The 26520-nt window shown below is 39.5% G+C and carries 19 protein-coding genes; 7 read left to right on the forward strand and 12 right to left on the reverse strand.

The annotated features are described in order from the left end of the window. Positions 1-418 precede the first annotated feature (418 nt). Together FLM54_RS09300 and pyrC are read right to left on the reverse strand one after the other, a co-directional pair. Entirely contained in the window at positions 419-622 is a 204-nt protein-coding gene (locus FLM54_RS09300; RefSeq protein ID WP_004588138.1) for a cold-shock protein, read from the reverse strand. A 407-nt stretch (positions 623-1029) separates the two neighbouring features. Then, complete coding sequence (gene pyrC / locus FLM54_RS09305; protein WP_178956235.1) at positions 1030-2070, reverse strand: dihydroorotase; 1041 nt, start codon at positions 2068-2070, stop codon at positions 1030-1032. Positions 2071-2273: 203 nt separating this feature from the next. On the opposite strand from pyrC, the gene FLM54_RS09310 reads away from it, so the two are divergent. The 3 genes from FLM54_RS09310 (at position 2274) to FLM54_RS09320 (ending at position 6891) form a co-directional block, all read left to right on the forward strand. After that, positions 2274-4643, forward strand: a complete 2370-nt coding sequence (locus tag FLM54_RS09310; protein WP_178956236.1) for a GGDEF domain-containing protein — start codon at positions 2274-2276, stop codon at positions 4641-4643. Positions 4644-5184: 541 nt separating this feature from the next. Next, entirely contained in the window at positions 5185-6072 is an 888-nt protein-coding gene (locus FLM54_RS09315; protein WP_138609418.1) for a LysR family transcriptional regulator, read from the forward strand. 54 nt (positions 6073-6126) lie between these two features. After that, positions 6127-6891, forward strand: coding sequence for a YdcF family protein (locus FLM54_RS09320; RefSeq protein WP_178956237.1), 765 nt, complete (start codon positions 6127-6129; stop codon positions 6889-6891). A 120-nt stretch (positions 6892-7011) separates the two neighbouring features. On the opposite strand, the gene FLM54_RS09325 is transcribed toward FLM54_RS09320, so the two are convergent. Together FLM54_RS09325 and FLM54_RS09330 are read right to left on the reverse strand one after the other, a co-directional pair. After that, positions 7012-7587, reverse strand: a complete 576-nt coding sequence (locus FLM54_RS09325; protein WP_178956238.1) for a DedA family protein — start codon at positions 7585-7587, stop codon at positions 7012-7014. A gap of 211 nt (positions 7588-7798) precedes the next feature. After that, positions 7799-8551, reverse strand: coding sequence for a Nif3-like dinuclear metal center hexameric protein (locus tag FLM54_RS09330; RefSeq protein ID WP_178956239.1), 753 nt, complete (start codon positions 8549-8551; stop codon positions 7799-7801). Positions 8552-8701: 150 nt separating this feature from the next. Between FLM54_RS09330 and FLM54_RS09335 the strand changes: the two genes are divergently transcribed. Further along, positions 8702-9064 (forward strand): hypothetical protein, encoded by a 363-nt coding sequence (locus FLM54_RS09335; RefSeq protein ID WP_010388549.1) that lies wholly within the window; start codon positions 8702-8704, stop codon positions 9062-9064. A 163-nt stretch (positions 9065-9227) separates the two neighbouring features. On the opposite strand, the gene FLM54_RS09340 is transcribed toward FLM54_RS09335, so the two are convergent. The 7 genes from FLM54_RS09340 to FLM54_RS09370 all read right to left on the reverse strand — a co-directional run bounded on the left by FLM54_RS09340 (position 9228) and on the right by FLM54_RS09370 (position 21695). Then, complete coding sequence (locus FLM54_RS09340; protein ID WP_138622070.1) at positions 9228-12401, reverse strand: amidohydrolase family protein; 3174 nt, start codon at positions 12399-12401, stop codon at positions 9228-9230. A 99-nt stretch (positions 12402-12500) separates the two neighbouring features. Next, positions 12501-13325 (reverse strand): M90 family metallopeptidase, encoded by an 825-nt coding sequence (locus FLM54_RS09345; RefSeq protein ID WP_010388541.1) that lies wholly within the window; start codon positions 13323-13325, stop codon positions 12501-12503. Positions 13326-13464: 139 nt separating this feature from the next. Then, positions 13465-14673, reverse strand: a complete 1209-nt coding sequence (locus FLM54_RS09350) for a M23 family metallopeptidase (protein WP_178956240.1) — start codon at positions 14671-14673, stop codon at positions 13465-13467. 210 nt (positions 14674-14883) lie between these two features. Next, positions 14884-17772, reverse strand: a complete 2889-nt coding sequence (locus FLM54_RS09355) for a ligand-binding sensor domain-containing diguanylate cyclase (protein WP_178956241.1) — start codon at positions 17770-17772, stop codon at positions 14884-14886. A gap of 110 nt (positions 17773-17882) precedes the next feature. Then, the gene (locus tag FLM54_RS09360) at positions 17883-18545 is read right to left on the reverse strand and encodes a CatA-like O-acetyltransferase (RefSeq protein ID WP_178956242.1); all 663 of its coding nucleotides are present in this window, start codon (positions 18543-18545) and stop codon (positions 17883-17885) included. Between the two features lie 151 nt (positions 18546-18696). Continuing rightward, positions 18697-19737 carry a Leu/Phe/Val dehydrogenase gene (locus FLM54_RS09365; RefSeq protein WP_178956243.1) on the reverse strand — a complete coding sequence of 347 codons (1041 nt, stop codon included), beginning with the start codon at positions 19735-19737 and terminating at the stop codon, positions 18697-18699. A gap of 431 nt (positions 19738-20168) precedes the next feature. After that, complete coding sequence (locus FLM54_RS09370) at positions 20169-21695, reverse strand: fumarate hydratase (RefSeq protein ID WP_010388533.1); 1527 nt, start codon at positions 21693-21695, stop codon at positions 20169-20171. Positions 21696-21861: 166 nt separating this feature from the next. Here FLM54_RS09370 and pabB point away from each other — a divergent pair, with 166 nt between their 5' ends. From pabB to FLM54_RS09385, 3 genes are all read left to right on the forward strand, one after another. Further along, positions 21862-23220 carry an aminodeoxychorismate synthase component I gene (gene pabB / locus FLM54_RS09375; protein ID WP_178956244.1) on the forward strand — a complete coding sequence of 453 codons (1359 nt, stop codon included), beginning with the start codon at positions 21862-21864 and terminating at the stop codon, positions 23218-23220. Continuing rightward, entirely contained in the window at positions 23213-23788 is a 576-nt protein-coding gene (locus tag FLM54_RS09380) for an NUDIX hydrolase (protein ID WP_054201137.1), read from the forward strand. The genes pabB and FLM54_RS09380 overlap by 8 nt, the downstream gene beginning before the upstream one ends. A gap of 101 nt (positions 23789-23889) precedes the next feature. Next, entirely contained in the window at positions 23890-25266 is a 1377-nt protein-coding gene (locus tag FLM54_RS09385; RefSeq protein ID WP_054201138.1) for an L-serine ammonia-lyase, read from the forward strand. A gap of 67 nt (positions 25267-25333) precedes the next feature. Here the strand turns inward: FLM54_RS09385 and cysB are convergent, their stop codons facing one another. Beyond that, entirely contained in the window at positions 25334-26311 is a 978-nt protein-coding gene (cysB, locus tag FLM54_RS09390) for an HTH-type transcriptional regulator CysB (protein WP_054201139.1), read from the reverse strand. Between the last annotated feature and the right edge of the window lie 209 nt (positions 26312-26520).

A 26520-nucleotide genomic window follows, 5' to 3' on the forward strand; every position in this document is an offset into this window, starting at 1 on the left:
AAGCAATACAAAGGAGGGGAAGGTGATTACAAAAAATCATTTTTATTAACACCTGTGTTTTTTATCTTTATTAGCCTAAAGGCCTTATCCATTTTTAATATTTTTCCAAGCCCCAACCTCAACCTTAAGCAGTTATATCATCTCTGAAGGATTAGAGTCAGATAGACTAATCGTAAGATTAAATAAAGAATCTTTAATGCCCGATAGAATATTTAAATCATCAAGGTTTAAATTAATTAGATAGATAGATAGATAGATAGATAGATAGATAGATAGATAGATAGATAGATAGAAGTTTGACTGAAGAAAGATATAAAAAGGAATGGTTTAGAAAGTTCAAAAAGTTTTGCACATTTTAATGAATTATGGTGAAACAGGTTAGTGCTTCACCACGATGAACTTAGGTTCACATAATAAATTATGCTACTTCTACGTTCTCAGCTTCTGGGCCTTTTTGACCTTGCTTGATGCTGAAAGTCACTGCTTGACCTTCGCTAAGAGTGCGAAAACCAGAACCAGTGATTGCGCTGAAATGTACAAACACGTCAGGACCATTTTCTTGTTCAATGAAACCAAAGCCTTTAGCTTCGTTGAAAAATTTTACTTTACCAGTAACCGACATACTAAATTTTCCTGTAAGTCAATAATTAAAATTCAGCCATATTATTATGGCAATATCCTCCCTGAGTCAATGCCCAAAAAACTGGAGGTGATAGTACAGGAAGAAGTAATAACCAAACCGGTAACCTTAAACGCAGCACAATACCGTAATTCAATACGCAAAAACTCAAAGCCAATTAAGGTTAACACATTAATATTTTTTTAGCTCTATTAATTGGGATTTATTTTTGAAGATTCATCGATTTATTACTTTCTTTGTAAGTTTCTAATTTTTAACGGGATAAACAGTTCATAATTTGTGTTTTTTATAAACAGAGTGTATTTTTTTAAAATATTGCCGATCTGCACAGCTTTTTGCTAACTTAAAATAAAAAAACCACCTTAGTTTTAGGTGGTTTTAAATTCTAATTATTTAACTTGCCAGTCAATAACACTATCTGCTTTGATTGGTACAACTTCTGAGTCCCCTAGCGAATAACTTGCTGGCACTGTCCAAGGTGCTTTCTCTAAGGTAATAGTGTCTTTATTACGCGCTAGACCATAAAAATCTGGGCCGAAGTGACTTGCAAAGCCCTCTAACTTATCAAGCGCCCCTGCCTCTTCAAAAGCTTCAGCATAAAGTTCAATAGCTGCGTGCGCAGTATAAGCACCCGCACAGCCACATGCTGCCTCTTTTTTGTCTTTGTAATGCGGGGCTGAATCCGTGCCTAAAAAGAATTTTTTACTACCACTTGTAGCTGCCGCCATGAGCGCTTGTTGATGAATATTACGCTTTAATATAGGTAAGCAATAATAATGTGGGCGTATACCCCCTGCTAGCATATGGTTGCGGTTATATAACAAATGATGAGCAGTAATTGTAGCTGCTACATTAGCCGAAGCATTTTCAACAAACTCTACCGCATCTTTTGTTGTTATATGTTCAAGGACAATTTTAAGCTCAGGAAAATCTGCGACAACGTCGCCTAAAATAGTATCTAAAAACACTTTTTCACGATCGAATATATCAATAGAAGAGTCAGTAACTTCACCATGTACGAGTAAAAGCATGCCAACTTCTTGCATTGCTTTTAATACTGGATAAATATTTTTTACTGATGTTACACCAGAATCTGAGTTAGTTGTTGCGCCCGCTGGGTAGAGTTTAGCTGCAAAAATTTTACCTGTCGCTTTTGCTTTTTTTATTTCATCAGGCGTCGTTTTGTCGGTAAGGTAAAGCACCATTAAAGGTTCAAACTGCCCTTGAGGTTTTGCAGCCATAATTCGCTCTCGATACGATAATGCGGTTTCTGTACACGTTGCTGGCGGAACTAAATTTGGCATAATAATCGCGCGGCCCATATAGCGGCTAATATCACGCACCGTATCTTTTAACTGATCTCCATCACGTAAATGAACATGCCAATCATCGGGTCTAGTAATCGTTAAAGTTGTCATTTTGCTCGTCATCGTAAAGTCCTAATGCTTAAGTTAACTGATCATAGGCATATGGTGATTTCGAGTAAAGGGCTTATTAGAAATAATCCTTAGATACTACATTTAAAGTTAACTTTACACTTCATGATTCTCATTTAACGTTTTATTTTGTAGAAACGTTAATATTAGGTTAACGTATGTACCTTTAATAATTATAAGGCCTCCCAAAGCTGCCTATGTCGAATACTATCGATACCACTAAAGCGCTCGAAACTAAAACGGATCAGTTGAGTATAATCAATCAGTTCTCATCAAGTTTATTGCAACTGAATACGTTAGAAGCGCTTTTTAGTTACGTCACCACACAAGTTGTTAATCGACTTGGGTTTGTAGATTGTGTTATCTACTTAGCAGATGACAGTCAGTCTTTGCTAAATCAAGTAGCTTCTATGGGTATTAAAAACGGGCATATCAGTTATCAATCTGAGCGAAAAATCATTCGCTTTAGCGAAGGCATTACAGGTTATGCAGCATCTACAGGCCAAGCTTTAATAATTGGCGATGTAACTAAAGACAACCGTTACATAGCTGATGAGCGCCCGGCTCAATCAGAAATATGCGTACCCTTGATATACAAAGATCGTGTCCTAGGGGTTATAGATTGTGAGCACCCAATAAAAAATTACTTTACTAGTTCACATTTAGAGATTTTAACCACCGTAGCTCACTTACTAAGTGCAAAAATCAATCAAGTGAATACCGTTAATAGCTTGCAAGACACTGTTATGCAGCTAAACAATGCACAAAAATTAGAAAGCAGCCTATTGCAAATAGCTAATTTAACTTATAAAGCACAAAATTTAGACACCTTCTTTCAATCTTTGCATGCGATTATTGACAGCTTATTGACTGCGAGTAACTTTTTTATTGCGCTGTACGACAAAAAAGAAGACGCGCTCGACTTTGTTTATACTGTTGAAGGCGGTGTACAAACAAATACCCACAAAGTTATTTCAAAAGAGCAACTAAAAGAAACAGCCTCTTACTATTTGCTGATTAATGAACGCCCACTGTTACTCAATAAACAGCAATACTTTGAACATATTGCACAAGGCCATTTTAAGCTAGTAGGTGAACAAGCGGATTCATGGCTAGGCGTGCCTTTTAAAGTTAATGAGCGCATGAGTGGCGTTATTGTCGTGCAAAGCTATGACAATCAACATTATTACAATGAACATGATAGCTCGTTGCTAACCTATGTAAGTCGACAAATAAGCATGGTTATAGATCGGCATTTAGCTCGTCAAGAGCTTGAGCACAAAGCGCTGCACGATGAGCTAACTGGGCTTGCAAACCGGTCGCTATTAATAGAAAGGATGAAGCATGCAATTTTACGCCTAAATCGCGCAAAAAAAGGCACTTTTCATGCCCTGCTCTATCTGGATTTTGACCGCTTTAAAAGTATTAATGATTCATTAGGCCATGAAGTAGGCGATCACTTTTTAATTGCTATATGTAAGCTTATTACTAAAACCGTTCGCAATACCGATACTTTCTCTCGCTTAGGTGGCGATGAGTTTGCTATTTTCATGGAAAATCTTAGTCATCGTGATCAAGTAAACGTTGCCCTGACTCGTATTAAAACGGCACTATCTGAACCCGTTAATATTGATGGCCATTTACTGCAACCGTCCACCAGCATTGGCGTAGCATTTAGTGACAACGTAAATGATGAAGCATTTGTATTATTACAACAATCCGATGCGGCTATGTATGAGGCAAAATCATCAGGACGTGGTCAAGTTAAGTTTTTTAATAATGTGATGCGTAATAAGCTAAAAACGCGTGCAGATCTTGAAAACGACTTACAGCACGGTATTGAGCATAATGAATTTGAACTGTATTTTCAGCCTATATTTACTATTAACAGTAGTGAAGTTATAGGGTTTGAAGCTCTTGTACGTTGGCATCATCCAAAGAAAGGGTTTGTATCACCGAGCGACTTTATTCCAATTGCAGAAAAGACCGGGCAAATTACTAACTTAGACTTGCATTTACTCGACCTCGCAGCGCAACATATTGCTTTGTGGCAACAACAAGGTCATCGCTTTTTACGTGTCACGGTTAATGTATCGTCTCGACACTTTGCCAGCTTAGAGTTTCTAGAGCAGCTCCATGAAATTTATAAAAAATACCAACTACCATTAGGCTCATTGTGTCTTGAAATAACAGAGTCGGGGTTAATTGAAAATTTAGAATTAGCGACGCAAATTATACAGGGATTATCGCCTTTAAAAGTATTGCTTTGCCTAGACGATTTTGGCACTGGCTACTCTGCCTTAGGTTACTTGCATCAACTGCCTATTCATGTGCTAAAAATTGATAAAAGCTTTATTGATAATTTAAAAGCTACTGCTAACCCGTTAATAGATGCTATTTTAACCTTGGCTATTTCTTTAGATCTTATTGTTATAGCCGAGGGAATAGAAACCGCTGAACAACTTACTATTTTACAAAAAACCCAATGTGATTATGGGCAAGGCTTTTTAAAATCAAAACCGGTTACAGCAAAAGAGGCTATTTCACTAATACACACCCCTCTTTAATAGGCTAAGCACAGCTGGAATTTACAATCTCAAGTATTCAGGATTAAACTGACCGCTGTGCTTACTCGCTCTAATACTCTTAAATAATTTAACCCGGTTTGTAAGAGCGTACCAATTAAGCCTTGATGCTAACCTTAACAAAATGTTTTACAACAACACAGTAATTGTTAAACACATAACTTATTCCATAACCAAACTCACCCTACTCTGTTTTTAATTTCTGTTTAACTATTCAACCTAATTTATATAATTCACCGATATAAAAATTCATTACAAATTTTTAGATAATATTAGGGCCTATTGATTTCACAATCATCGACAAGCACCCATTTAACACCTTAATTTAACATGAGCTAAATTCAACAACAAACAAATAACAAAACATCATCTGACTGTGTAAAGTTAATAAATTTAATGTTTGCAGTAAAAAACACACCAAATCTAATTGTTATAGCCATCTAGACGTTGAAACGATTTTTAGATAGGCGTAGTATGTAGTTAATCTAAGCAATACTCACCACAGCCATGAGATTTATTAAAGATGATTGACATTAAACACCTAAAAACTATAGCGACCCTCAAAGAAACGGGATCGTTAGTTAATACAGCCCGCGAGCTATTTTTAACTCAGTCAGCTTTATCGCATCAGATTAAAGATTTAGAAAATAAATTAGATTGCCAGTTGTTCGAACGAAAAACTCAACCAGTCCGATTTACACCTCAAGGTATGTTATTACTTGAATTGGCACACGAAATATTACCTAAGTTAGAAGCAACTAAATGCCGATTAAAGGAAAGTTTAAATCAGCCAATCTCACAACTGCGTCTAAGTGTTGAATGCCATGCATGCTTTCACTGGTTATTGCCTACTATTAAAGAATTTAATAATTTCTGGCCTGACATAAAGATTGATTACGAGCGTGGTTTTAGTTACGACGCCATCCCAGATTTATTAAATGATGAATTAGACCTAGTGCTTACATCAGATGTGCGTGAACCCGACAAACTAGAATACGCCCACCTATTTGACTTTAAACTTAAGCTAATAGTGGCGCCGGATCATGACTTAGCTAAAAAAGCCTACGTAACTGCGCTTGATTTAAAAAACGAAACTATTATTTCTTACCCTATTCCGCGTGAGCGCCAAGATATATTTAAGCATTTTATTCAAAATGCACGTTTTGACGGCACGCTTAAAACAGTTGATCAAGGCTTACTTATATTTCAATTAGTCAGTGCAGGTATGGGGGTAGCGGCCCTACCCGACTGGCTAGTTACCCCTTATGAAAGCCAGGGGTTAATTAAGTCAATTCCATTGGGCGCACTGGGTTTAACCCGCCCGATGTACTTAGCGATGAAAAAAGAGATGAAAGACAATCCAGTTTACCGTCACTTTTTAAACACCTGTAAATTAAATAACGGTCGATAAATCTTAAGCTTATGAGTAACATATTGGTAAATATATTCAACTGTGTTACTCATTATGTTTGAACTTAAAAAAATACTGGGCGGCTTACTTATGCCGTTACCTTTACTGGGCTTGCTTAGTCTGATACTACTTATTTTTGCACTCAAACAACGAAAGCGTGTTATTACCTTATCTTTTTTGAGTCTCGCAACCTTATTACTTGCCAGCACGCCTTGGTTTGCCAACTTATTGATTAAACATAATCAACCTACTTCATTGGCTTTTAATTTCCTTAAGCACCCCAAAATAGACAAAATTGTGGTGCTTGGCTGTGATATAAACCCTAACCCGGCACTCAGCGCTAACAGTCAGCTAGGAAATTGTGCATTAACACGTTTAGTGGAAGGCATTAGGCTCGCAAATATATATCCGCGAGCTCAGCTAATTGTATCGGGTGGGGGTTATGAAAAAATCACCAACAGCGCACTCATGTATAAAACGGCAATTAGCTTGGGTATTAATAAAAATCGTATTGTACAAAATCCAAACGCAATGGACACAGCGCAAGAAGCCGCATTTTTAGCCTCAAAACTTGTCGACTATAATACCGCTTTAGTTACCTCTGTAAGTCATATGCCCAGAGCAATAAATTTATTCAATGCACAAGGTGTCGCAGCAATCCCAGCAGCAACTGACTACCACAACTTTGCCGCTTACCCGCGGTACAAGCAACTCATACCCAACGCAAAAGCATTATTAGTGGTAACTCAATTTGCCCATGAAGTTGTCGGTGATGCATGGATAAAAATACGTCGTACAATAAATCCGGAAGCTCTTTGATTTATTAAATCTTTATTTAGCTAAATATATTATCCCCCTGAAAAACTGCGGTAATTAGTTTATTAACAGGGGGTATTAAAAAATAAAAAACACGATTAGCTATAAACAAGCCTATATTTGTTATTGTTGATGGGTTTTAACCTCTGCAGCCTGGTTCCAAAGACGATACAGTGTGAGCAAGAATACACAAAGAAATAATAAACTGAGGGCTGTTAGGTTCTCAACCCCTAAAGAATCAAAGGTAGCGCCAAAAGTAAAGCCTCCACCAACTAAAACAACGACCCAAACCAGTGCAGAGCATGCGTTTAATAGGCTAAAACGGCGCCAACTAATCGAGGTGAGCCCAATCGGTAGAGCACCAATAGTACGAAGCCCTTTTGGATACCGATATAAAAAAATGTAGGCAGTGCCATAACGATTTGCAAGCTCAGTGGCTCTTTTAAATAACCGACCTAGTCGGTTTGGCTTTTCAAGCCATGTAGTGCCATATGTTCTTGCGAGAGCAAATCGTAATTCATCCCCCAAATATCCGCCCGTAAAAGCTACCAGAGCAACATAACCAACATCAAGTGCACCGGTATGTGCAGCATAGCCTGCAAATAAGGGTAACCACCCACTTTTTAAAGCACAATAACCAAAAAGTAACAAATAAACCAACAACCCATATTGCTGTATTAAATCCAACATGCCTTCCATTTTATACCTTTATGTTGAATTGCCTGGCGGCGAGAAAATAACATTTTAATTTAAACGGGATAATTGCAGCGAAAGATCTGTTATGTACCAATGCAATAGAAGCTTCCTTTGGCTTGATAAAGTAGTTAGTTTTTTTTGAATATTTTAAATAACCTACTCAGGATAAATGATGAGTAGGTTATATTAATGACATTGCTTTTACAGCAAGCGTTTACACTGGGTTATCTATATCAATAAATGTTACGTCAAAACTATATTGCTCTGCGAGAAGCTCTCCCAGCGCTTTAATACCGTATCGCTCAGTGGCATGGTGGCCTGCAGCAAAAAAGTCGATATTTTGTTCACGTGAACTGTGAATAGTTTGCTCTGATGCCTCACCGGTTAAGTAAGCATCTAACCCCTGCTCGGCTGCTAAGTCAATATACCCTTGCCCACCACCAGTGCACAGCGCAATGGTTTCAATTTTATCATTACGCACTAAACTTGTCAGTGGCTCGCGATTGAGTACTTGGCCTATTTTTTTAGCAAATTCGCACCCCGTTATCGGCGTTTTTAACCGTCCTCTCATTGCGACACTGTTGTTAATTGGCTCTAAACCCACCTCAATTTCAATATCCAGTAATTGCGCTAGTTGAGCGTTATTGCCAATTTCAGGGTGAATATCTAATGGCAAATGATAAGCAAATAAATTAATGTCGTTAGCTAAAAGCGCAGCCACACGACGTTTTTTCATGCCAGTAATTGGTTGCGACTCACCTTTCCAAAAATAGCCATGGTGTACCAAAATAGCATCGGCATTTTTTTCAATGGCGGCATCAATAAGTGCTTGGCTTGCTGTAACACCGGTTACTATGGTGCGTATCTCATCTTTACCTTCTACCTGAAGCCCGTTTGGACAAAAATCGTTAATGGTTTCTGGTTTCAATAACGTGTTTAACAGTTGATTAAATTCTCTACGTTGCATACTACTTACCTTACTTTGCACTGAATTTTGTACAAATTTTGGCGGTTATGCGCTAAAAATGAAAGGAAAATCGCAAAAAATTGAAAAACAGTTCTAAAATAGGTATAAATACCTCTTCTTTATCTGTGAAAACAACGTATAGGGTCTCTGATGAGCAAACTAGACAAAACAGAAGTGTTATCTGCCTTTGAAGCTGCATATGAAGCTGCCAACGGTAAAAAACCTGAAATAACAACTAAACCTGGCTGGTACAGCGTTGATGGTGGCAAGAATATGCGCCTAGCTGATGTAGCAGAGCTGACTAAAGAATTAAGCTCTGGAAAGTCTACAAAAAAAGCTGCAGTAAAAGCACCCGCTAAAAAAACTAAAAAAGCTGCTCCTGTAAAAGCACAGAAAAAAGCGCCTTTCACCGTGATCACTGAGAACGAAGAAGGTTACACAGCAGAAGAGCTTTGGATAGTAGAGCTTGCTCGTAAAGATCACGACTGTCGCCTACCGCGCGGTGTAGTGTAATTTACTGAGTGCTCAGTTTAAAAGAAACCGCGTTAAGCGGTTTTTTTTATGCCCGTCACTTGTTATTAACTACATAATAATTAATCTGAGCTCTAGCTGTTTAGATAAATACAGCATAAAAAAAGCGACCGACTAGCCGCTTTTTTATCAGTAAGCCTATACATTATTCAAAAAATAATGGGGCACGTTGTTTTTTACCAACTTCGTTCATCGTTGCTGCGTCGAACAAGCGGCCGTTGATCATGGTGTAATCAATTTTGTCTGAATCGCGGATGTTTTTCAGTGGGTCGCCATCAATAACCATTAAATCTGCCAGTTTACCGACTTCTAATGAGCCTACGTTTTTATCTAAACCTAGGTATTTAGCAGGATCGAGCGTTGATGCTCGAATAGCCTCAAGCGGCGTCATACCACCTTGAGCAAACATCCACATTTCCCAGTGCGCACCTAAACCTTCACGCTGACCATGTGCACCTAAATTAACCAGTACACCTAAATCTTGTAGTTCAGCTGCCACACGTGCATTGTTAAAGTGGTTATAGTGATGATCAGGCGCTTTAACACGACGCATTGAACGTGGTAATAATTGATTTTTTGGCACAAACTTGCTCAATCGAGGATGATTCCACACATCAGTTTTATCGTACCAGTAGTTTTCACCCCAAATACCGCCATAGGCAACCACCAATGTAGGCGTATAACCTACATCACTTTGTGACCACAACTGCTTAATATCATCATAAATATGTTCAACCGGAATGGAATGCTCAATCCCTGTATGCCCATCAACCACCATACTCAAGTTATGTTGTAATAATGAGCCCCCTTCTGGCACTACCATCATTTCAAGTTCACGACCAGCCTCAATCACTTGCTGACGCTGCTCTCTGCGAGGTTGGTTATAAGACTTAACACTAAACGCCCCTACTTTTTTCAAGCGTTCTAAATGAAATTTAGCATCATCTAATGAATCAATATGCGAAGTATAACCAGGCATATTCGCGCCATATAAAATAGTACCAGTAGAAAAAATACGCGGGCCGACAATCATACCGGCTTTTTGCATTTCACTGGCAGTGAATATTTCAGTGGTGTCGTTTGATGGATCGTGGATGGTGGTAACACCTAGCGCAAGGCCTGCAAAGTTTTTCCAGTTTTGTTGTGGGATAATTTCATCGCTTGCTTGTGAGCCATGTGCATGTGCATCAACCATACCAGGCATAATTGTTTTGCCTGTTACATCAACAATCTCAGCATTTTTTGGAATGCTAATATCTGCAGCAGAGCCAATAGCTTTAATATGTTTACCATCGGTAACAATAACGCCATTTTCAATGACTTTTTCGCCGTCCATGGTAATAATTTTTGCGCCAGTTAAGGCAATCATGCCTTCTGGTTCAGCCATTTTTTTGCTAAAACCAATGTTAGTCCCGCTTTTGACTTTAACCCCTTGGTCATCGGCTTTATTAATAGCAAACATTCCCTCTAAACTGGCATGGTATAGCTCAGGGCCAAGTGTCCAATAGAGTTTATTGCTGTTGGCACTCCAGCTAATATTTTCACCAGCACGAACAGATAATTGCTCAATTGGAAATTGGCTGTCTTTAGGCCCAATATTAATGGTCTTACCACGCTCAACAAACGGTGTTACAAACACTTTAAAGCGCTCTGCAAATGCTAAGTACTCACCATCAGGCGATACCCTAAATTCAGTGGCATGCTCTGATTCATAGAGTTTGCGCACTTTTTTACTTTCAAGCTCAACCACACTTAACGTTGGTTTAGGCCATGGGCTCATAATATAAACACGGTCATTGGCACTACCAAACTGCGGTTGATAACCACTTTTAGAAATTAGTTCACTCTTACCGCCTTTAGCACTGACACTGTAAACCCCAGGGTGCAGTGACCATTTAGGATTTAAAATACTGCCACCACTGGCTTTACGATAAACTACAGTTTTGCCATCAGGGCTAAAGGTAGGCTCTACATATTTACCCGGTTCATCGGTAATCGTATCGCCGCGACCACTTCGTGCAGAGACAACGCGCACTGTGCCTTGTTCGTTATCGTCCCACGTGGTGTAGACAATTTTTTTACCATCACGCGAGTACTGTGGAAATAACTCATAATGATCGGTTTGCTTGGTTAAACGTTTGATTTTTCCTGAGTCTAAATCGCGTTTATAAATATGACCCAGTGCTTCAAACAATGCCGTTTCACCATCTGGGCTAATTTGTACATTTCGCAGCATTTTTACATCAAATTCTTCAGTATCGATATTTTGAGTAAAGCGCACCGCTTTTTGAATTTTTTTCGTGGTGTCTATTTTGAATGCAATATCGCTGACAGATTTATCATCGACATTGAGTTTATGAATGGTGCCACCAGCCCAAAATACTAACTCTTCATTATCTGGTGTCCACGCAATTGTTGGGTATACCCCATGAATAGCCCATGTTTCTTGCATATCGCGCTCTAGCTTGTCATATAGCTTGGTATGCTCACCGCTGGTTAAATCGTATAAGTACAAGCTAGTTTGAAAGTCATCACGCTTTACATAGGCAAGTTTTTTACCATCAGGTGACGGAGTTGGTCTGATTGCCCCACCCATACCACTAATAATCGTTTCTATTTCACCGGTTTCACGATCATAGCGCTTAATTTTATAAATACCCGCAACCGAATCTTTTGAGTAATGAAAGGTTTTACCTGGGGTGGCATCATGAGAAAAATAAACATAACGGCCATCAGGTGAAAACATCGGCTCACCTAAATCTTTTTGATCGTTTTCACGTTTAGTCAGTTGTACCCCTTTACCACCCGCTTTGTGATAAAGCCAAACTTCACCCGCGCCCAAAGAACGACTGGCGGTAAAGTGCTTACGTGCAACTAAATAATCGCCATCAGGGCTCCATGCCGGGCTATTAAGTAAACGAAACGTTTCGTCCGTTACTGCAGTTTGATTCTCGCCATTAACGTCCATAACCCAAATATTATCACCGCCCCCCTGATCTGAGGTAAATGCGATATGTTTACCATCTGGGCTAAAACGCGGCTGCATTTGCCATGCGATATCTGAGGTTATTTGAGTGGCTTTACCACCACTCATTGGCATAGTGTAAATATCGCCCAGTAAGTCAAATACTAAGGTTTCTCCATCAGGGCTTATATCTACATTCATCCATGTGCCTTGCTCTACACTAATAGAAGCATCTACAAATTGCCCTTTTGGTGAATCAACTTGCCATTTTTTTTCATCTGTTTGCTCTGCGTGTACTTGACCCAATGCCAATGAAACTGATAACGCAAGCGCTGTTTGCAGCATTTTCTTCATGCTTATCTCACTTATTATTGTTGCTGTGTGTTGCTCTATTACATGATTGCAACAAAAACGCTAGCAAGTTACCAGCGTAATAGGATGAAGTGCATAAAATTAATGCCAAACAATAGGATCAAATTGATAAAAATCTACCAGCAAACGGTAAATTTCAGGGTCATCGCGGCGTAAATCTGCGGGTTTTTCTAAGAACGTTTCGGTGATCACCGCAAAAAATTCTGCCTCATTTGTGGCTCCGTAGCTATGAATAACATGCGGCATGTTATAAGCAACGTGTGTTTTTAACTGCGAAAACGCTCGGCTAAATACCTTGCCCCATTGTTGATAGTGAGTCTGTGATGTAAGTAATGGCGTGCCGGTGGTTTTACCGGTCTCTTGATCAAGTTGATGCGCAAACTCATGAAACACTAAATTATGCCCGTCACTGGGTAAGCGGTTACCCTCAAGCACATCATGCCAGCTCAGCACCAGTGTGCCTCCTGGCCATGACTCACCTTGCCTTACGGTATTATGAAAACTAACAAGTCCTGCGTTATCGCGACTTGATTGAGGCGCATAATAGGCGCTGGGATAGAGTAAAATTTCCTTCACGTTTTTATACAAAGGCCAAGGTTTATTTAGTACCAGCAGGCAAGCATCGGCGGCAATAATGAGTTTCATTGCTTCAGTTAGTTGCAACCCATCACAGCCAACAAAGCGCTTTTCATTTAAAAACCACACAATATGACGAGCCAACTTGGCTCGATCTGCATCAGTCATTTTGTTATAAATTGGCATAGCCCGCAGCAACAGCGCATGCTGTTGTGGGCTTAATGATAAATGACTGTATTTACGGCGCCACAGAGTATTTTGAATATCAGGCCAACGCCAAAAAATAACGACAAACGCAAAAAGTAAGAAAATCAATAATCCGTTTACCATTTAATAGCCCTATAATTATCTATACAGTATTAATTGGTCCATAAAACTAGAATTCAATTATTTAACACTAAATAAAAAGCCACACATCTGTTAGAGCGTGGCCTTTTCTTTAACAAGTGAACTGTTTATTTATATCATTCTAGCGATACAAAGGCTGCCATGCACATGTACGATAGCCATATCGTTCAAAATAGAAACGATTACAGTTGGTGTCATAATTACTTGAGCCAACATCAATGCGATGCTCACTTATATATTTATTATGCAGAGAAACCTGTTGCCCATTATACAATAAAGTAAAGTGGACATGAGGACCTGATGATTGGCCGCCCTCACACAATGCTTGATTATAATTATTTGCATAGCGACCTAACCATGCACCAGGTTGAACATAATCACCACTGCTATATTGAAGGTTTGACATGTGGTAGTAGTTGGTTGAATAGCCACTGGCGTGTGTTACTCGAATATTGCAGGAAGAAAAGCGAGTTACCGTTCCGCCATGCGCAGCTTGAACAAACGGAGTATTAGCGCCCCAGCCACCAGAGCCATTGTTAAAATCAAGTGATGAGTATGGGTAGCCAGAACCTGTATTTGAGTGAGCGCCACCACTGTACCAATAGCCAGACGGCCACGGTAAATTCATTTCAAAACTAGCGGCTAAAAGTTGCTTTTCATTATTTTGATCTACACTATTCAATGAACGTTGCAATTGACTAGTGTTACTAGGAAATACACGGTCAAACGTAGCTAAAAACTCAGTCAAAGTCTGTTGATTATTTTTAGAGTTTGATGCCAGTCTATCGCTATCTGCAAACAGACTTACTAGAGCCGCAGTTGCAGCTGTGCTACTCGTAGTTTGGGTTGCCTGATTGCGTTTTTTTAACTTATCTTGTGACTCTTGCCACTGCTTATATGCATAAAAGCGTTGACTTAATTTCATCACTACGTCTTTTACTTGCGCATCAAAACCATGCTTGTCTGTTATACCAGCTAAAGGGTTCTCAATATCAGCATTTGGGTTTGAAAGTAAGCCACTTTGTTGCTCTATCAGCGCTAAAATTACTTTTGGATTAATACTGGTATAACCTGCCCAGTGTAAAATGAGCTCTTTTTTATCTTCAATTGCTGACGCATGCAAAGAAAAAAAGTTATCCCAATCTTCGTTTAATAATGAGTCATTAAACACAAATTGCGTATCATCAATAGTCAGTAAAGAGTTAAGCTTGAGTGATGCTAAAGCCTGTTTAGTAAACAAAAAGTCATCATGCTTATCGCCTTCTGCTAATACCACGGGTGAGGCCCCTAGAAGACTTGCGAATGTAATATTAATTATCTTGTTTTTCATCTTATATTCCTTAAGTAAAAAGCAAAAAAACCCCTAATGGGTACACAAGGTATAGCACCCAAATTAAAATAAAGTTAATTAATATTACTTATGCTTACATATAATTACTTAATGAATTAACTTAACCTACACAAATAATAAAGAAGTTGAAATTCTCTATATGATAAAAGCTGTCGGAAAAAACGATTTAACGCATTAAAGCAGCTCTTTTTAGGAAGCTATGCACTCAACCCTATTTCGGCCATTGTTTTTTGCCTTGTATAAAGCTTGATCAGCACGAGATAATAACCGATCATAATCATCGACGTTATCTGAGTCAGAAACACCAAAGCTCACGGTTACGCTAAGCCCTTGGGCAATAGACGAAAAGTCTTTATTTTCAATTTCTTTGCGTAATTGTTCACATAATTTCTGTGCTTGCACAGTATTCATGTCAGGAAATACAAATGTGAATTCTTCACCGCCCCAACGAGCCACTTCTTGCTCGCCTTCACAATGCGCTTTAAGAATATTGGCGACTTCACATATAACCTGATCGCCAATCAAATGAGACCAACCATCATTAATGCGTTTAAAGTGGTCAATATCCATAATGGCAATCGCAAGCGGAGTATTACGCGCTTTAAAATCTGTAAAGTTGTCGGCCAGCCAACCATCAAATGCACGGCGATTCGGTAAGTCGGTGAGCTGATCATGGGTAGCTTGATAAGCAAAGGCACTAGCTTGCTCTTGCAGTGCTTGGGTTTGCTTCACCACTCGGCTAGTTAGCTCTTTTTCTACTTGCTTATAGCGATACAAGCGATAACGATATGCACTATATATGACAACCACAAAAATAAAAAACACCACTAGCTTAAAGCTGGTTTTTTGCCAAAAATGCGATTGAATTTCAAAATGAATCACTTTGTCATTTTGCTGCCAATCGGTATTAGGATAGGCAGAACGCACTGCAAATGAATATTTACCCGCGGGTAAATTAGTATATTCAGCTGTTGCAATATGAAAACGATCAACCCATTCATCGTTAAAGCCTTTCATTTTTGTTTGAAAGTTTAATCGCTGCGGCATGATAAAACTTAAGCCCGCATAATGGAACGACAGTCGTGTAACTCCAGGTGGCAAAACAAGTGTGTCACCATCAACAGGCAATAACATGGGTTTACCATCTACAGAAAAACTTTCTACAATAGTTGGTAACGGTATCTCGGTGGCTTCTTTTAATCGTGCGGGTTTAACCGTACTCACCCCTTTTGCGGTGGCAAACCAAATAGTACCATCTGAATGCGCTGTAGCCGAAGGCGTTGACCCTCCATTGGCTTGCGCACTGAGCATGCCATCGCCCTCATCGTATAATTGAAAAGCTAGCGTCTGACTACCTTTTGTAGCTGAATCTAGCAGCTGATTAACCTGCTTATAATTAACTTCAATAATGCCACGGTTACTTGATAGCCAAAGTGAATCTTTAAAGGGCACAATTTGAAAAAGCTTATCAACCGGTAATCCTAACTCCCTCCCTAAAATAGTCATATGGCCATTTGAATGTTGATAACGCAATAAACCTCTATCGGTCGCCATCCAGGTATATTTATCGTCAATATAAAAGCCAAACGCATATTTAGCCAAAAACGCTTCAGGGAACTGAATTGGTTGAAATTTCTCCGTATTGGTATTATAAACTACTACGCCATTGCCAGTTCCTATCCAAATATTTGCCCTCTTATCTTCACTCAAAGCTAGAATAAAGCCACTCGGCAACTCTTTCTCATTAGTAAATTGGTCTAAGCTGCCGTCGGTATTAACTCGCGTTAACCCCATGGCTGAACCTACCCATAAACGATTTTTTGAATCAAAAAGTAACGATCGTACTTCATTACTACCAAGGCCATTATCACGATTTAAGTAAGGTACAAGCTCGTTATTAACCACCTTCAACACACCTGAAGTGTATGTACCGACCCAAACATCACCTTGGCTTTGTTCAAGTAAGCTCAATACTGAATAAGGAGAGCCTTGCTTAGTACCTTTAAGATGGGTAATTTTATTGTTTTGCAGCCGATCTAAGCCTGTACTCCCGCCTATCCATAAACTGCCATCAGAATGTGACAGTACCGTGCGTACATAATCGCTAGATAAGCCTCGCTTTTTTCCCCACGATGAAAACGGGGCTTCTCTTAACCTAAATACACCCGCGTTGGTCCCTACCCAAATACTGTTTTCTCTGTCTTGTAATAACGACAATATGCGGTTTGCAGGTAAGCCATTTTTAGCATCTAATTGCTCTATGCCATCAACACTGAGTCTAAATACCCCTTTATTAATAGTGCCAAACCACAAATCACCATGGTTATCTTCTAATAAACTAGAAATAGACTCTGCATTAAGCTGTGGATGGGGTGACTCAAACACATTGCCATTTAATACTCGCGCACCTCTTTCACTTCCAATAACAAGGCGTCCTTCACGGGTAATCAATAGAGTATATACAGGTGCATCTGGCAAACCATGATGTGGAGTCATCAATGTAGGCGTGTAATTAACTATTTTATACAGCCCATCACTGGTTGCCGCCCATATAATGCCCTGCTTATCTTCAATTATTCTGTAAGCACTGACGTTTTGTATTATTGGGATATCTTGAGTGCTTTTGGCAGGTCGATAAAACACACCATCATTTTCAAGTGCTAACCACAAATCCTCGTTTTTACTCTTAAATACGTGATTAACCATTGCTTGGGCGTTAGGTTGAGTGTCCCATTGTCGGTGCTGATATAAACTAATACCGCCGCGCGCTCCGGCTATGAGTAAGCCGCCATCGGATGTAGGAGTAAGCGCACGTACGCCTGAATCGGGCAAATCAGTAATTTCTGAGCGGGTAAATAGTTTAAATTCTTGACCGTTAAAGCGGGCAAGCCCTTCCCAAGTAGCCACCCATAAATAGCCATCTTGTGTTTGTGCAAGGCTATTAATGCTATTGTGAGGAAGGCCCGAACGGGTATTCCACGTTTCAAAAAAATAATCGCGCAACGGCAGCCGAGTCTGTTGCTGAGCATTAACAGTAAAAATCACCAACAAGAAACATAAAATCACCAAGCGATTCATCAGACACTGCCTTTATAATTATTAGTTTTTATATTTGAGTAAATTCAAGGTGAAAATTTAATTAGAAAACATCACCAACAAATAATAACATAAGATTTACAACTTTTTCATTAAGTATTATCACTCAAACTATCAAATGTATGTTGCAATCGTTGGATGAACTTAGCCACATGTAGTCCATCTAATAACGCATGATGGACATCAATTGATAGTGGCATTTCGCCTGTATCGGGGTTGTATTGACCAAACACAAATTTAGGGATGCCACAGCTTTGGCCCTGGGTAAACGCATGCGAAAAGCTGCTAAAGTTTAACCAAGGTAAAACAGAAACGTGAATTAAATCAGCTTGTCCTTCAGTTGCTGCAAAGGCATCAGAAAACAGCGGGTTTAACCTTGCTTCATGACTAATCGCTTTTGCTTTATTAGCAAACTCATTTAACGAGTTTTGCTGTTTAAAATAACTAAAGCGAAACGAGTCATCATCGGCAAGCTCAACCACACTCGCGCGCGTGGTGTTTAAATAATAAGGTTTTTGATTAACAATACGCAGCATCATCGGCTCATACTCATGACATGCTTTTAATAAGCAATAAACATAACCATGAAAAAAAGCACGATTAGTTTGTTTACACGCGGTATATAACTTTTTAGCACTGAGCTTTACACAAACATTAAAATAAGGCTGAGTGAAGTTTTGAAACAATTCAAAATGTTGTTTGCGCGGCCACTGATCAAAATCAATAGCCCGAAGAGATAAATCGGCAGAAGACATAAAGTATACACAGAGCAAAAGTAAAATTTTACCTCGCTTTGCCTGTATTCGCATTAATTAAAATGATGCTTTGGGTGTAGTTATACCAAAGTCTTATATAGGCATAAAAAAAGGAGCGATAGTCGCTCCTTAGTTGAACTAAATAAAAAACTTAAAGTCCGTTTTCAATAATTTCTTGAGCAAGTTCATCAGCAATTAAATGCGTTGATTTTTGTTCTTTTTCACTACGGGTAAATATTTCGCTTAATGTATCGAAAATTTTCTCTACGTGTTTATTAGACGCCTCTTTACTGTAACCTTCAGGCGCTGTTTCGTAATACACGTTAATAATACCGCCTGCATTTATTACATAATCTGGTGCGTATAAAATACCTTTTTCACGTATAATTTCACCATGGCGTGATTCTGCAAGCTGATTATTTGCACAACCTGCAACAATAGTCGCTTTTAAGCGAGGGATTGTTGTGTCATTAATAGTGGCACCTAACGCACAAGGCGCATATACATCAACATCTAAGTCGTATATTTCATCAATACCAACCGCTGTTGCACCAAAATCGTTGACTACACGCTCAACTGCAGCTTGGTTAATATCAGTAACAAATAATTGTGCACCAGCTTCAGCCAAATGCTTACATAATCCATAAGCTACTGCACCTAATCCTTGCACAGCTACTTTAATGCCTGAAAAATCTTGAATGCCGCGTTGGTGATGAAGTGCTGCTTTCATACCTAAAAATGTGCCGTAAGCTGTAAATGGCGATGGGTTACCACTTTTGCCTTCAAGGCCTAGCACGTAATTTGTTTCTTTGTTCATCAAAGCAACATCATCACAGGTGATGTTTACGTCTTCTGCTGAGTAGTAACTGCCATTTAAACGCTCTAATTGACGACCAAATGCACGGAATAACTGTTCAGACTTGATCTCTTTTGCATTGCCAATAATAACTGACTTACCACCACCAAATGGCAAGCGTGCCACAGCATTTTTATAGGTCATCCCTTTTGATAAGCGCAATACGTCGTAAACTGCATCCTCATCGTTGGAATAATCCCACATTCTACAACCACCTACAGCTGGGCCTAAATTTGTGTTATGTACCGCAATAATAGCCTTTAAACCAGACGCTTTGTCTGAACAAAAAACCACTTGTTCATGGTTATCAAATTCAACTTGATTAAATACAACCACTTTAAATACTCCGAAAATAATGGGCCCTTTTGGGCAAGCACGCTACAAATTGACGAGACTTTATCACTTCAGTTGATGGTTCGCCACACTATGAGTAGATAAACCAAATAAACCGCACTCAATAGAAAAATAAAACGGTTTATCGCGATAAATAAGCATAAAAAATTTAATAATAATTATATTATTAAGTATAAAAGCTAAAAACGTCATCGCGATTAAAGTTTACGCTTACGTGAACGTCACTTTGAATTTATATGTAAACTTAATAGTACATCTTGAAAAAGAACACTACATCATAAAATACAATGGGTTATATAATATCTGTCTGCGCAGTATAAACTGGTCTGAGGTGTTTAAGTATCTGCAAATTTTAAAAATAAAAAAACGAGCACGGGGTGCTCGCTTTTATGATTGCTGTTTATACAGAAAACTTACTTCATTTTACTGTCTAGTTCTTCAATTTTTGCTTTCCAAATTGCAGGACCTTGGGTGTGAGCATTTTCACCTTCGCTGTCAACGGCTACCGTTACTGGCATATCTTCTACTTCAAATTCGTAGATAGCTTCCATACCTAAATCTTCAAAGGCAACAACACGTGCTTTTTTAATTGCTTTAGATACTAGATAAGCCGCACCGCCTACAGCCATTAAATACACTGACTGATGCTTTTTAATAGACTCAACCGTTGCAGGGCCACGTTCAGCTTTACCAATCATTCCCACGATGCCTGTTTTTTCTAACATCATGTCAGTAAATTTGTCCATACGAGTAGCCGTTGTCGGGCCTGCAGGACCTACTGCTTCATCGCCTACTGCATCCACAGGACCAACGTAGTAAATAAACTTGTTATCAAAATCAACACCTTCAGGTAAACCTTCCCCTGAGTTGATCATATCTTGCAGACGCTTATGAGCAGCATCTCGACCCGTTAAAATAGTACCTGAGAGTAAAACGGTTTCACCCATTTTCCATTCTTTAGTGTCTTCTTTAGTCAGGGTATCTAAATTAACACGGCGTGTGCCCTCACCGACTTCGAAAGTCACTTCTGGCCAGTCTTCTAATTTAGGTGCTTTTAAATTCGCAGGGCCTGAACCATCAAGCGTAAAGTGAACGTGGCGCGTAGCAGCACAATTTGGGATCATAACCACTGGCTTTGAAGCCGCGTGAGTTGGCGCCGTTTTAATTTTAATATCAACAACCGTGGTTAAACCGCCAAGACCTTGCGCACCAATACCTAATTTATTCGCACGTTCAAAAATTTCTAAACGCAGCTTTTCTTCTGTTGTTTCTGCGCCGCGCTCAATGAGTTCATGAATATCAACCGGATCCATTAATGATTCTTTCGCCATTACCGCTGCTTTTTCTGCAGTGCCACCAATACCTATGCCTAGCATACCTGGTGGACACCAACCCGCCCCCATTGTTGGTAACGTTTTTTCTACCCACTCGGCCACATCGTCAGATGGGTTTAACATCACCATTTTACTTTTGTTCTCTGAGCCACCACCCTTAGCAGCCACCATCACCTCAACTTTATCGCCTGCAACTAAGTCAATGTGTACAACTGATGGCGTATTATCTTTAGTATTTTTACGTGTTCCCGCAGGGTCGGCAACAATCGATGCACGCAATGGGTTATCTGGATTTAAGTACGCACGACGCGTCCCCTCATCTACCATTTGTTGTACTGTTAAGTCGGTTTTATCCCAATTAACATCCATACCTACTTTTACGAAACAGGTGATGATCCCAGTATCCTGACACAGCGGGCGCTTACCTTCTGCCGACATACGCGAGTTAATTAAGATTTGTGCAATCGCATCTTTAGCGGCTTTGCTTTGCTCTTTGTTATACGCTTTTTCTAGCGCTTGAACAAAATCAAGAGGATGATAAAACGAGATGTATTGCAAGGCATCTTCAATGCTATCAATAAAGTCTTGCTGACGAATTGTACTCATAGTGGTTCCTTAAGTTGTTGTTACGCACGCTGCACGTAAGCGATATCAAACCCGTGACGGTGGTTCGAACTGTTTTCAACCACAGCGCTCACTAAACGCTGCCAAATAAATTTGACTTATGATACCCTCCCAGCCCGTTTCGAGCCAGTTCTTAAAGGGATACTAAATGCTAAACAATAAAAAAAATTGTGTTGAATTAGCCATATCACAAAATTGTATAGAGGTATTTTCGCATTTTGCTCATTTGCCCTACGCCATTTTGCTAGATTCGGGTGATAGCGATCACATTAACAGTCGTTTTGACATAATTGCTATTGAGCCTCAAAGCACTCTGGAAGTTAAAAATAATCTAACCGTTTTTAATAACCAAGCGAGTGCTAAAAGCTGCTTTGAAATAATGAACGATGAATTAGCTAAGCTTGATACAACAAAAGCCGCCCACAATTTACCCTTTAACGGTGGCTGGCTTGGTTATTTTGGTTATGACTTAGGGCGTACCATAGAGCAACTGCCAAGCAGTGCTTTAAACGATATTGATTTACCACAAATGGCCGTTGGACTTTACCTTGATGCACTGATTTACGATAAACAACTGGATACTTGGTTTTATGTTTCGCAGCCCAATGTAAATCGTCTCTGGTTGTATCAGCAATATTTAACGCAACCACCTAAGCACGAAAGCTTTTCGCTTACATCACAGTGGCAGTCAAATATGAGTCAGAGGAGTTATAGCGAAAAGTTTGCAGCGATTGAAGAATACTTAAAAAGTGGTGATTGTTATCAAATTAACCTAGCGCAGCGTTTTAGCGCACATTACCAAGGGTCTCCTTGGGCGGCTTATGTTAAATTAACGCAGGCCAATAAAGCGCCTTTTTCTAGTTTTATAAATCATCCGCAAGGCGCTATTTTATCAATATCACCCGAGCGTTTTATTGCAGTGCACGACAACAAGGTAGAAACAAAACCTATTAAAGGCACGCTACCACGTAAAGCCGATGCTTTAGAAGATGCAAAACAAGCCACACTTCTGGAAAATTCCAGTAAAGACCGCGCTGAAAATGTAATGATAGTAGACCTGCTACGAAATGATTTAGGTAAAGTCGCAAAACCGGGCTCTGTTGTTGTACCTTCTTTATTTGCTATTGAAAGCTTTCCGGCAGTACACCATTTGGTAAGTACAGTTACATCCATCCTTGATGAAGGAAAAACAGCAGTCGATCAACTTGAAGCTGCATTCCCTGGAGGGTCTATTACCGGGGCACCAAAAGTGCGCGCAATGGAAATAATAGAAGAGCTGGAGCCACACAGACGCAGTATTTATTGTGGCTCTATTGGCTATATTAGCGCCTGCGGTAATATGGATACCAGTATTACCATTCGAACTTTAGTTACTCATCATCAGCAAATACATTGTTGGGCTGGCGGTGGCATTGTTGCTGATTCAAAAGTCGAATTGGAATATCAAGAAACATACGATAAAGTAAATAAAATACTCCCTATATTAAATGAAGGTCGCTTTGAATAGTGAAACCATTTCGGCTCGTTTTCAATTAAACCGCAGTTTAGCCGTGGATCAGCTCAAAGATAATAAAAAAAAGCGCGCCAGTGCAGTGATGCTACCTTTGATTGATATAGATAACGAAGCACATGTTTTATTGTGTAAGCGGCCAACCTATTTACATCACCACCCTGGGGAGATTTGTTTACCGGGTGGTAAATTTGAAATTAATGATGTTAACCTGCGCACTACGGCACTGCGTGAATTACATGAGGAGCTAAACATTCCCCCGCATAATGTTCAAGTTTTAGGCCAGCTGCCGGAATACTCTACCCTTACTGGATTTACTATACGTCCTTTTGTGGGCTTAATTAAAAAAGAAACGGTATGGGAGAACGATCATAACGAAGTACAAGCCAGCTTTTTACTCTCTATAAAAGCACTGAACAACGAAGCTAATTGGCAACCAATCCCCTTTGAACGTAATGGAAAAGCCCTAACTTTAAATGGCTTTATCACTCCTCACGGGCTTTTGTGGGGTGCCACAGCCAGCATTATTAAAAACTTTACAAAACAACTCGCCATACCAGTTTAAATCTTTGCTAATAAGGGTTACACACCTGCATTTCCACGTTATTATAGTCGACCGTTCAAAGAACAGCTTAATGCTGAGAAAACTAAGTAGAGACACACATTATGATCAGTGCATTTGACATGTTTAGCATTGGTATTGGCCCCTCATCGTCACATACCGTCGGCCCAATGCGTGCATCACGCTTATTTGTTAATGACCTAGATGAGCAACAACTATTAGCAAATGTAACCGATGTAAAAGTAGAGCTTTACGGCTCACTGGGGCAAACAGGTGTTGGTCATGGTTCGGGAAAAGCAGTGATCCTTGGCCTAGCCGGTTATGACCCTGAAACCATTGATGCCGATTTAGTGGACGATATTTTAGCAAAAATAGAAAATGAGCAGGTTATTTATCTAAACCAAACTCATAAAGCTAAATTCCCTAAACAAGGCGCTATTGTTTTTCATCGTAGAAAAACACTCCCTAAACATTCCAACGCAATGGAAATTATTGCCTATAACAATGGCGAAAAAGTATATAGCAAAGTTTACTACTCTATTGGTGGCGGGTTTATTGTTACAGATGAAGAGTTTGAAAAAGAAAAACAAGCGGCCTTAGATATTCGCGAAGAAAACCCTGCCCCGTTCCCGTTTGGAACGGCTAAAGAATTACTCGAAATGTGTAAAGAGTCGGGTTACAGCGTATCAACGTTAATGATGAAAAACGAAAAAACCTTACGCAGTGAAGAAGCCATAAAAGATGAATTATTTAATATTTGGCAAGTAATGAAAGCCTGTATTGAACGTGGTATGCGTACCGAAGGTATTTTACCTGGTGGTTTGAAAGTAAAACGCCGTGCACCAAGCTTATATTTAAAGCTCAATGTAGAAGTGAGTAACGATCCACTTCGTGCTATGGATTGGGTTGATTTATTCGCATTAGCAGTGAATGAAGAAAATGCAGCAGGCGGTCGTGTGGTTACTGCACCAACAAATGGTGCAGCTGGTATCCTACCAGCCGTATTAATGTACTATCATACTTTTATCAAAGAAGTTGATCGCGACATTGCTACTCGGTATTTATTAACCGCGGCCGCTATTGGTATTTTATACAAAAAAAATGCCTCTATTTCAGGTGCTGAAGTGGGTTGCCAAGGTGAAGTTGGTGTTGCCTGTTCAATGGCTGCTGGTGCGCTGACTGAAATTGTTGGTGGTAACGTGGTACACGTAGAAAATGCCGCTGAAATTGGCATGGAACATAACTTAGGATTGACCTGCGATCCAGTGGGCGGCTTAGTGCAGGTACCTTGTATTGAGCGTAATGCAATGGGCGCTATTAAAGCAATTAATGCTTCTCGTCTTGCTATTCGCGGTAGTGGAGAACAAAAAGTATCGCTTGATAAAGTAATTAAAACCATGCTCGATACCGGTAACGATATGAAAACAAAATACAAAGAAACCGCTCGCGGTGGATTAGCGGTTAACATTATCGAGTGCTAATTAGATAGCATAAAAAAAGCCGCTTAGTTGCAAAACTAAGCGGCTTTTTCATTACTGTTTATGGCGGTTATTTAACTGGCAATTCGATATCAGCAAATAATTTATCAACATCGTCTTGATTACGCAGCAAACTTGCTCGCTCTACTCGCTCTTTGGTTAAATGCGGTGCAAAACGTTCGATAAAGTCATACATGTAGGTACGTAAAAAGCTACCTTTTCTAAAACCAATCTTAGTGGTGCTTGCTTCAAATAAATGGCTAGCATCAATGCACACTAAGTCGCTGTCGTTTACCTGGTCAATTGCCATAGATGCAACCACACCGACACCTAATCCCAGGCGCACATACGTTTTAATAACATCGGCATCGGTGGCGGTAAATACAATATGCGGCTCAAGCCCATAGGCGTTAAATGCTTTATCAAGCTCTGAGCGACCAGTAAAACCAAATACATAAGTGATCAAAGGATACTGCGCTATATCTGCCACCGTTAAGTTATCGACTTTTTTCGCAAGGGGGTGATCTTTAGCAACCACAATACTGCGATTCCAGTGATAACAAGGCAACATAACTAAATCTGAATATAAGTGCAGTGCTTCAGTAGCAATCGCAAAATCTGCATCACCGCGCGCAGCTGCATCCGATATTTGCTGCGGCGTACCTTGGTGCATATGCAGTGACACTGCTGGGTATTTTTGGGTAAAGCCTTGAATTACGCTTGGTAACGCATAACGTGCTTGGGTGTGCGTAGTCGCAATATTAAGTTTACCTTGATCGGGCAGCGTATGTTCATTAGCAACCGCTTTAATGCCCTCAACTTTTGAGAGTATTTCTCGCGATATGTTAATGATTTCTTCGCCAGCACCTGTAACGTGAGTTAAATGTTTACCACTACGGCCAAAAATTTGTACACCTAGTTCATCTTCTAACATACGTACTTGCTTAGAAATACCAGGCTGGGAGGTAAATAAACTCTCAGCGGTAGCTGAAACATTTAATTTATGATTTTGAACTTCTACGATATATCTAAGTTGTTGTAATTTCATGGCTATGTAGTTTCGTTATAATTCACATTGACAGATAAAAGCGCACCCTAATTAATAGGTAACTATATAAAGGCTGATTAAGGTTACACAATGTAACAATTAATTTATTGAAATTTCAGGTTAACACAATAAATAAAGTTGAGATAGCAATGATTATCAGCAAACAAAACATAACACATTAAGATTTAAACGCTTTATGCATGGTGTTT

Source organism: Pseudoalteromonas sp. Scap25 (assembly GCF_013394125.1).
Lineage (GTDB): Bacteria > Pseudomonadota > Gammaproteobacteria > Enterobacterales > Alteromonadaceae > Pseudoalteromonas.

What these genes read in the sequence shown, in the direction of transcription:
- FLM54_RS09300 (WP_004588138.1), bottom strand. Translation starts at nt 622, where the DNA reads ATGTCGGTTACTGGTAAAGTAAAATTTTTCAACGAAGCTAAAGGCTTT.
- pyrC (WP_178956235.1), bottom strand. Translation starts at nt 2,070, where the DNA reads ATGACGAGCAAAATGACAACTTTAACGATTACTAGACCCGATGATTGG.
- FLM54_RS09310 (WP_178956236.1), top strand. Translation starts at nt 2,274, where the DNA reads ATGTCGAATACTATCGATACCACTAAAGCGCTCGAAACTAAAACGGAT.
- FLM54_RS09315 (WP_138609418.1), top strand. Translation starts at nt 5,185, where the DNA reads ATGATTGACATTAAACACCTAAAAACTATAGCGACCCTCAAAGAAACG.
- FLM54_RS09320 (WP_178956237.1), top strand. Translation starts at nt 6,127, where the DNA reads ATGTTTGAACTTAAAAAAATACTGGGCGGCTTACTTATGCCGTTACCT.
- FLM54_RS09325 (WP_178956238.1), bottom strand. Translation starts at nt 7,587, where the DNA reads ATGGAAGGCATGTTGGATTTAATACAGCAATATGGGTTGTTGGTTTAT.
- FLM54_RS09330 (WP_178956239.1), bottom strand. Translation starts at nt 8,551, where the DNA reads ATGCAACGTAGAGAATTTAATCAACTGTTAAACACGTTATTGAAACCA.
- FLM54_RS09335 (WP_010388549.1), top strand. Translation starts at nt 8,702, where the DNA reads ATGAGCAAACTAGACAAAACAGAAGTGTTATCTGCCTTTGAAGCTGCA.
- FLM54_RS09340 (WP_138622070.1), bottom strand. Translation starts at nt 12,401, where the DNA reads ATGAAGAAAATGCTGCAAACAGCGCTTGCGTTATCAGTTTCATTGGCA.
- FLM54_RS09345 (WP_010388541.1), bottom strand. Translation starts at nt 13,325, where the DNA reads ATGGTAAACGGATTATTGATTTTCTTACTTTTTGCGTTTGTCGTTATT.
- FLM54_RS09350 (WP_178956240.1), bottom strand. Translation starts at nt 14,673, where the DNA reads ATGAAAAACAAGATAATTAATATTACATTCGCAAGTCTTCTAGGGGCC.
- FLM54_RS09355 (WP_178956241.1), bottom strand. Translation starts at nt 17,772, where the DNA reads ATGAATCGCTTGGTGATTTTATGTTTCTTGTTGGTGATTTTTACTGTT.
- FLM54_RS09360 (WP_178956242.1), bottom strand. Translation starts at nt 18,545, where the DNA reads ATGTCTTCTGCCGATTTATCTCTTCGGGCTATTGATTTTGATCAGTGG.
- FLM54_RS09370 (WP_010388533.1), bottom strand. Translation starts at nt 21,695, where the DNA reads ATGAGTACAATTCGTCAGCAAGACTTTATTGATAGCATTGAAGATGCC.
- pabB (WP_178956244.1), top strand. Translation starts at nt 21,862, where the DNA reads ATGCTAAACAATAAAAAAAATTGTGTTGAATTAGCCATATCACAAAAT.
- FLM54_RS09385 (WP_054201138.1), top strand. Translation starts at nt 23,890, where the DNA reads ATGATCAGTGCATTTGACATGTTTAGCATTGGTATTGGCCCCTCATCG.
- cysB (WP_054201139.1), bottom strand. Translation starts at nt 26,311, where the DNA reads ATGAAATTACAACAACTTAGATATATCGTAGAAGTTCAAAATCATAAA.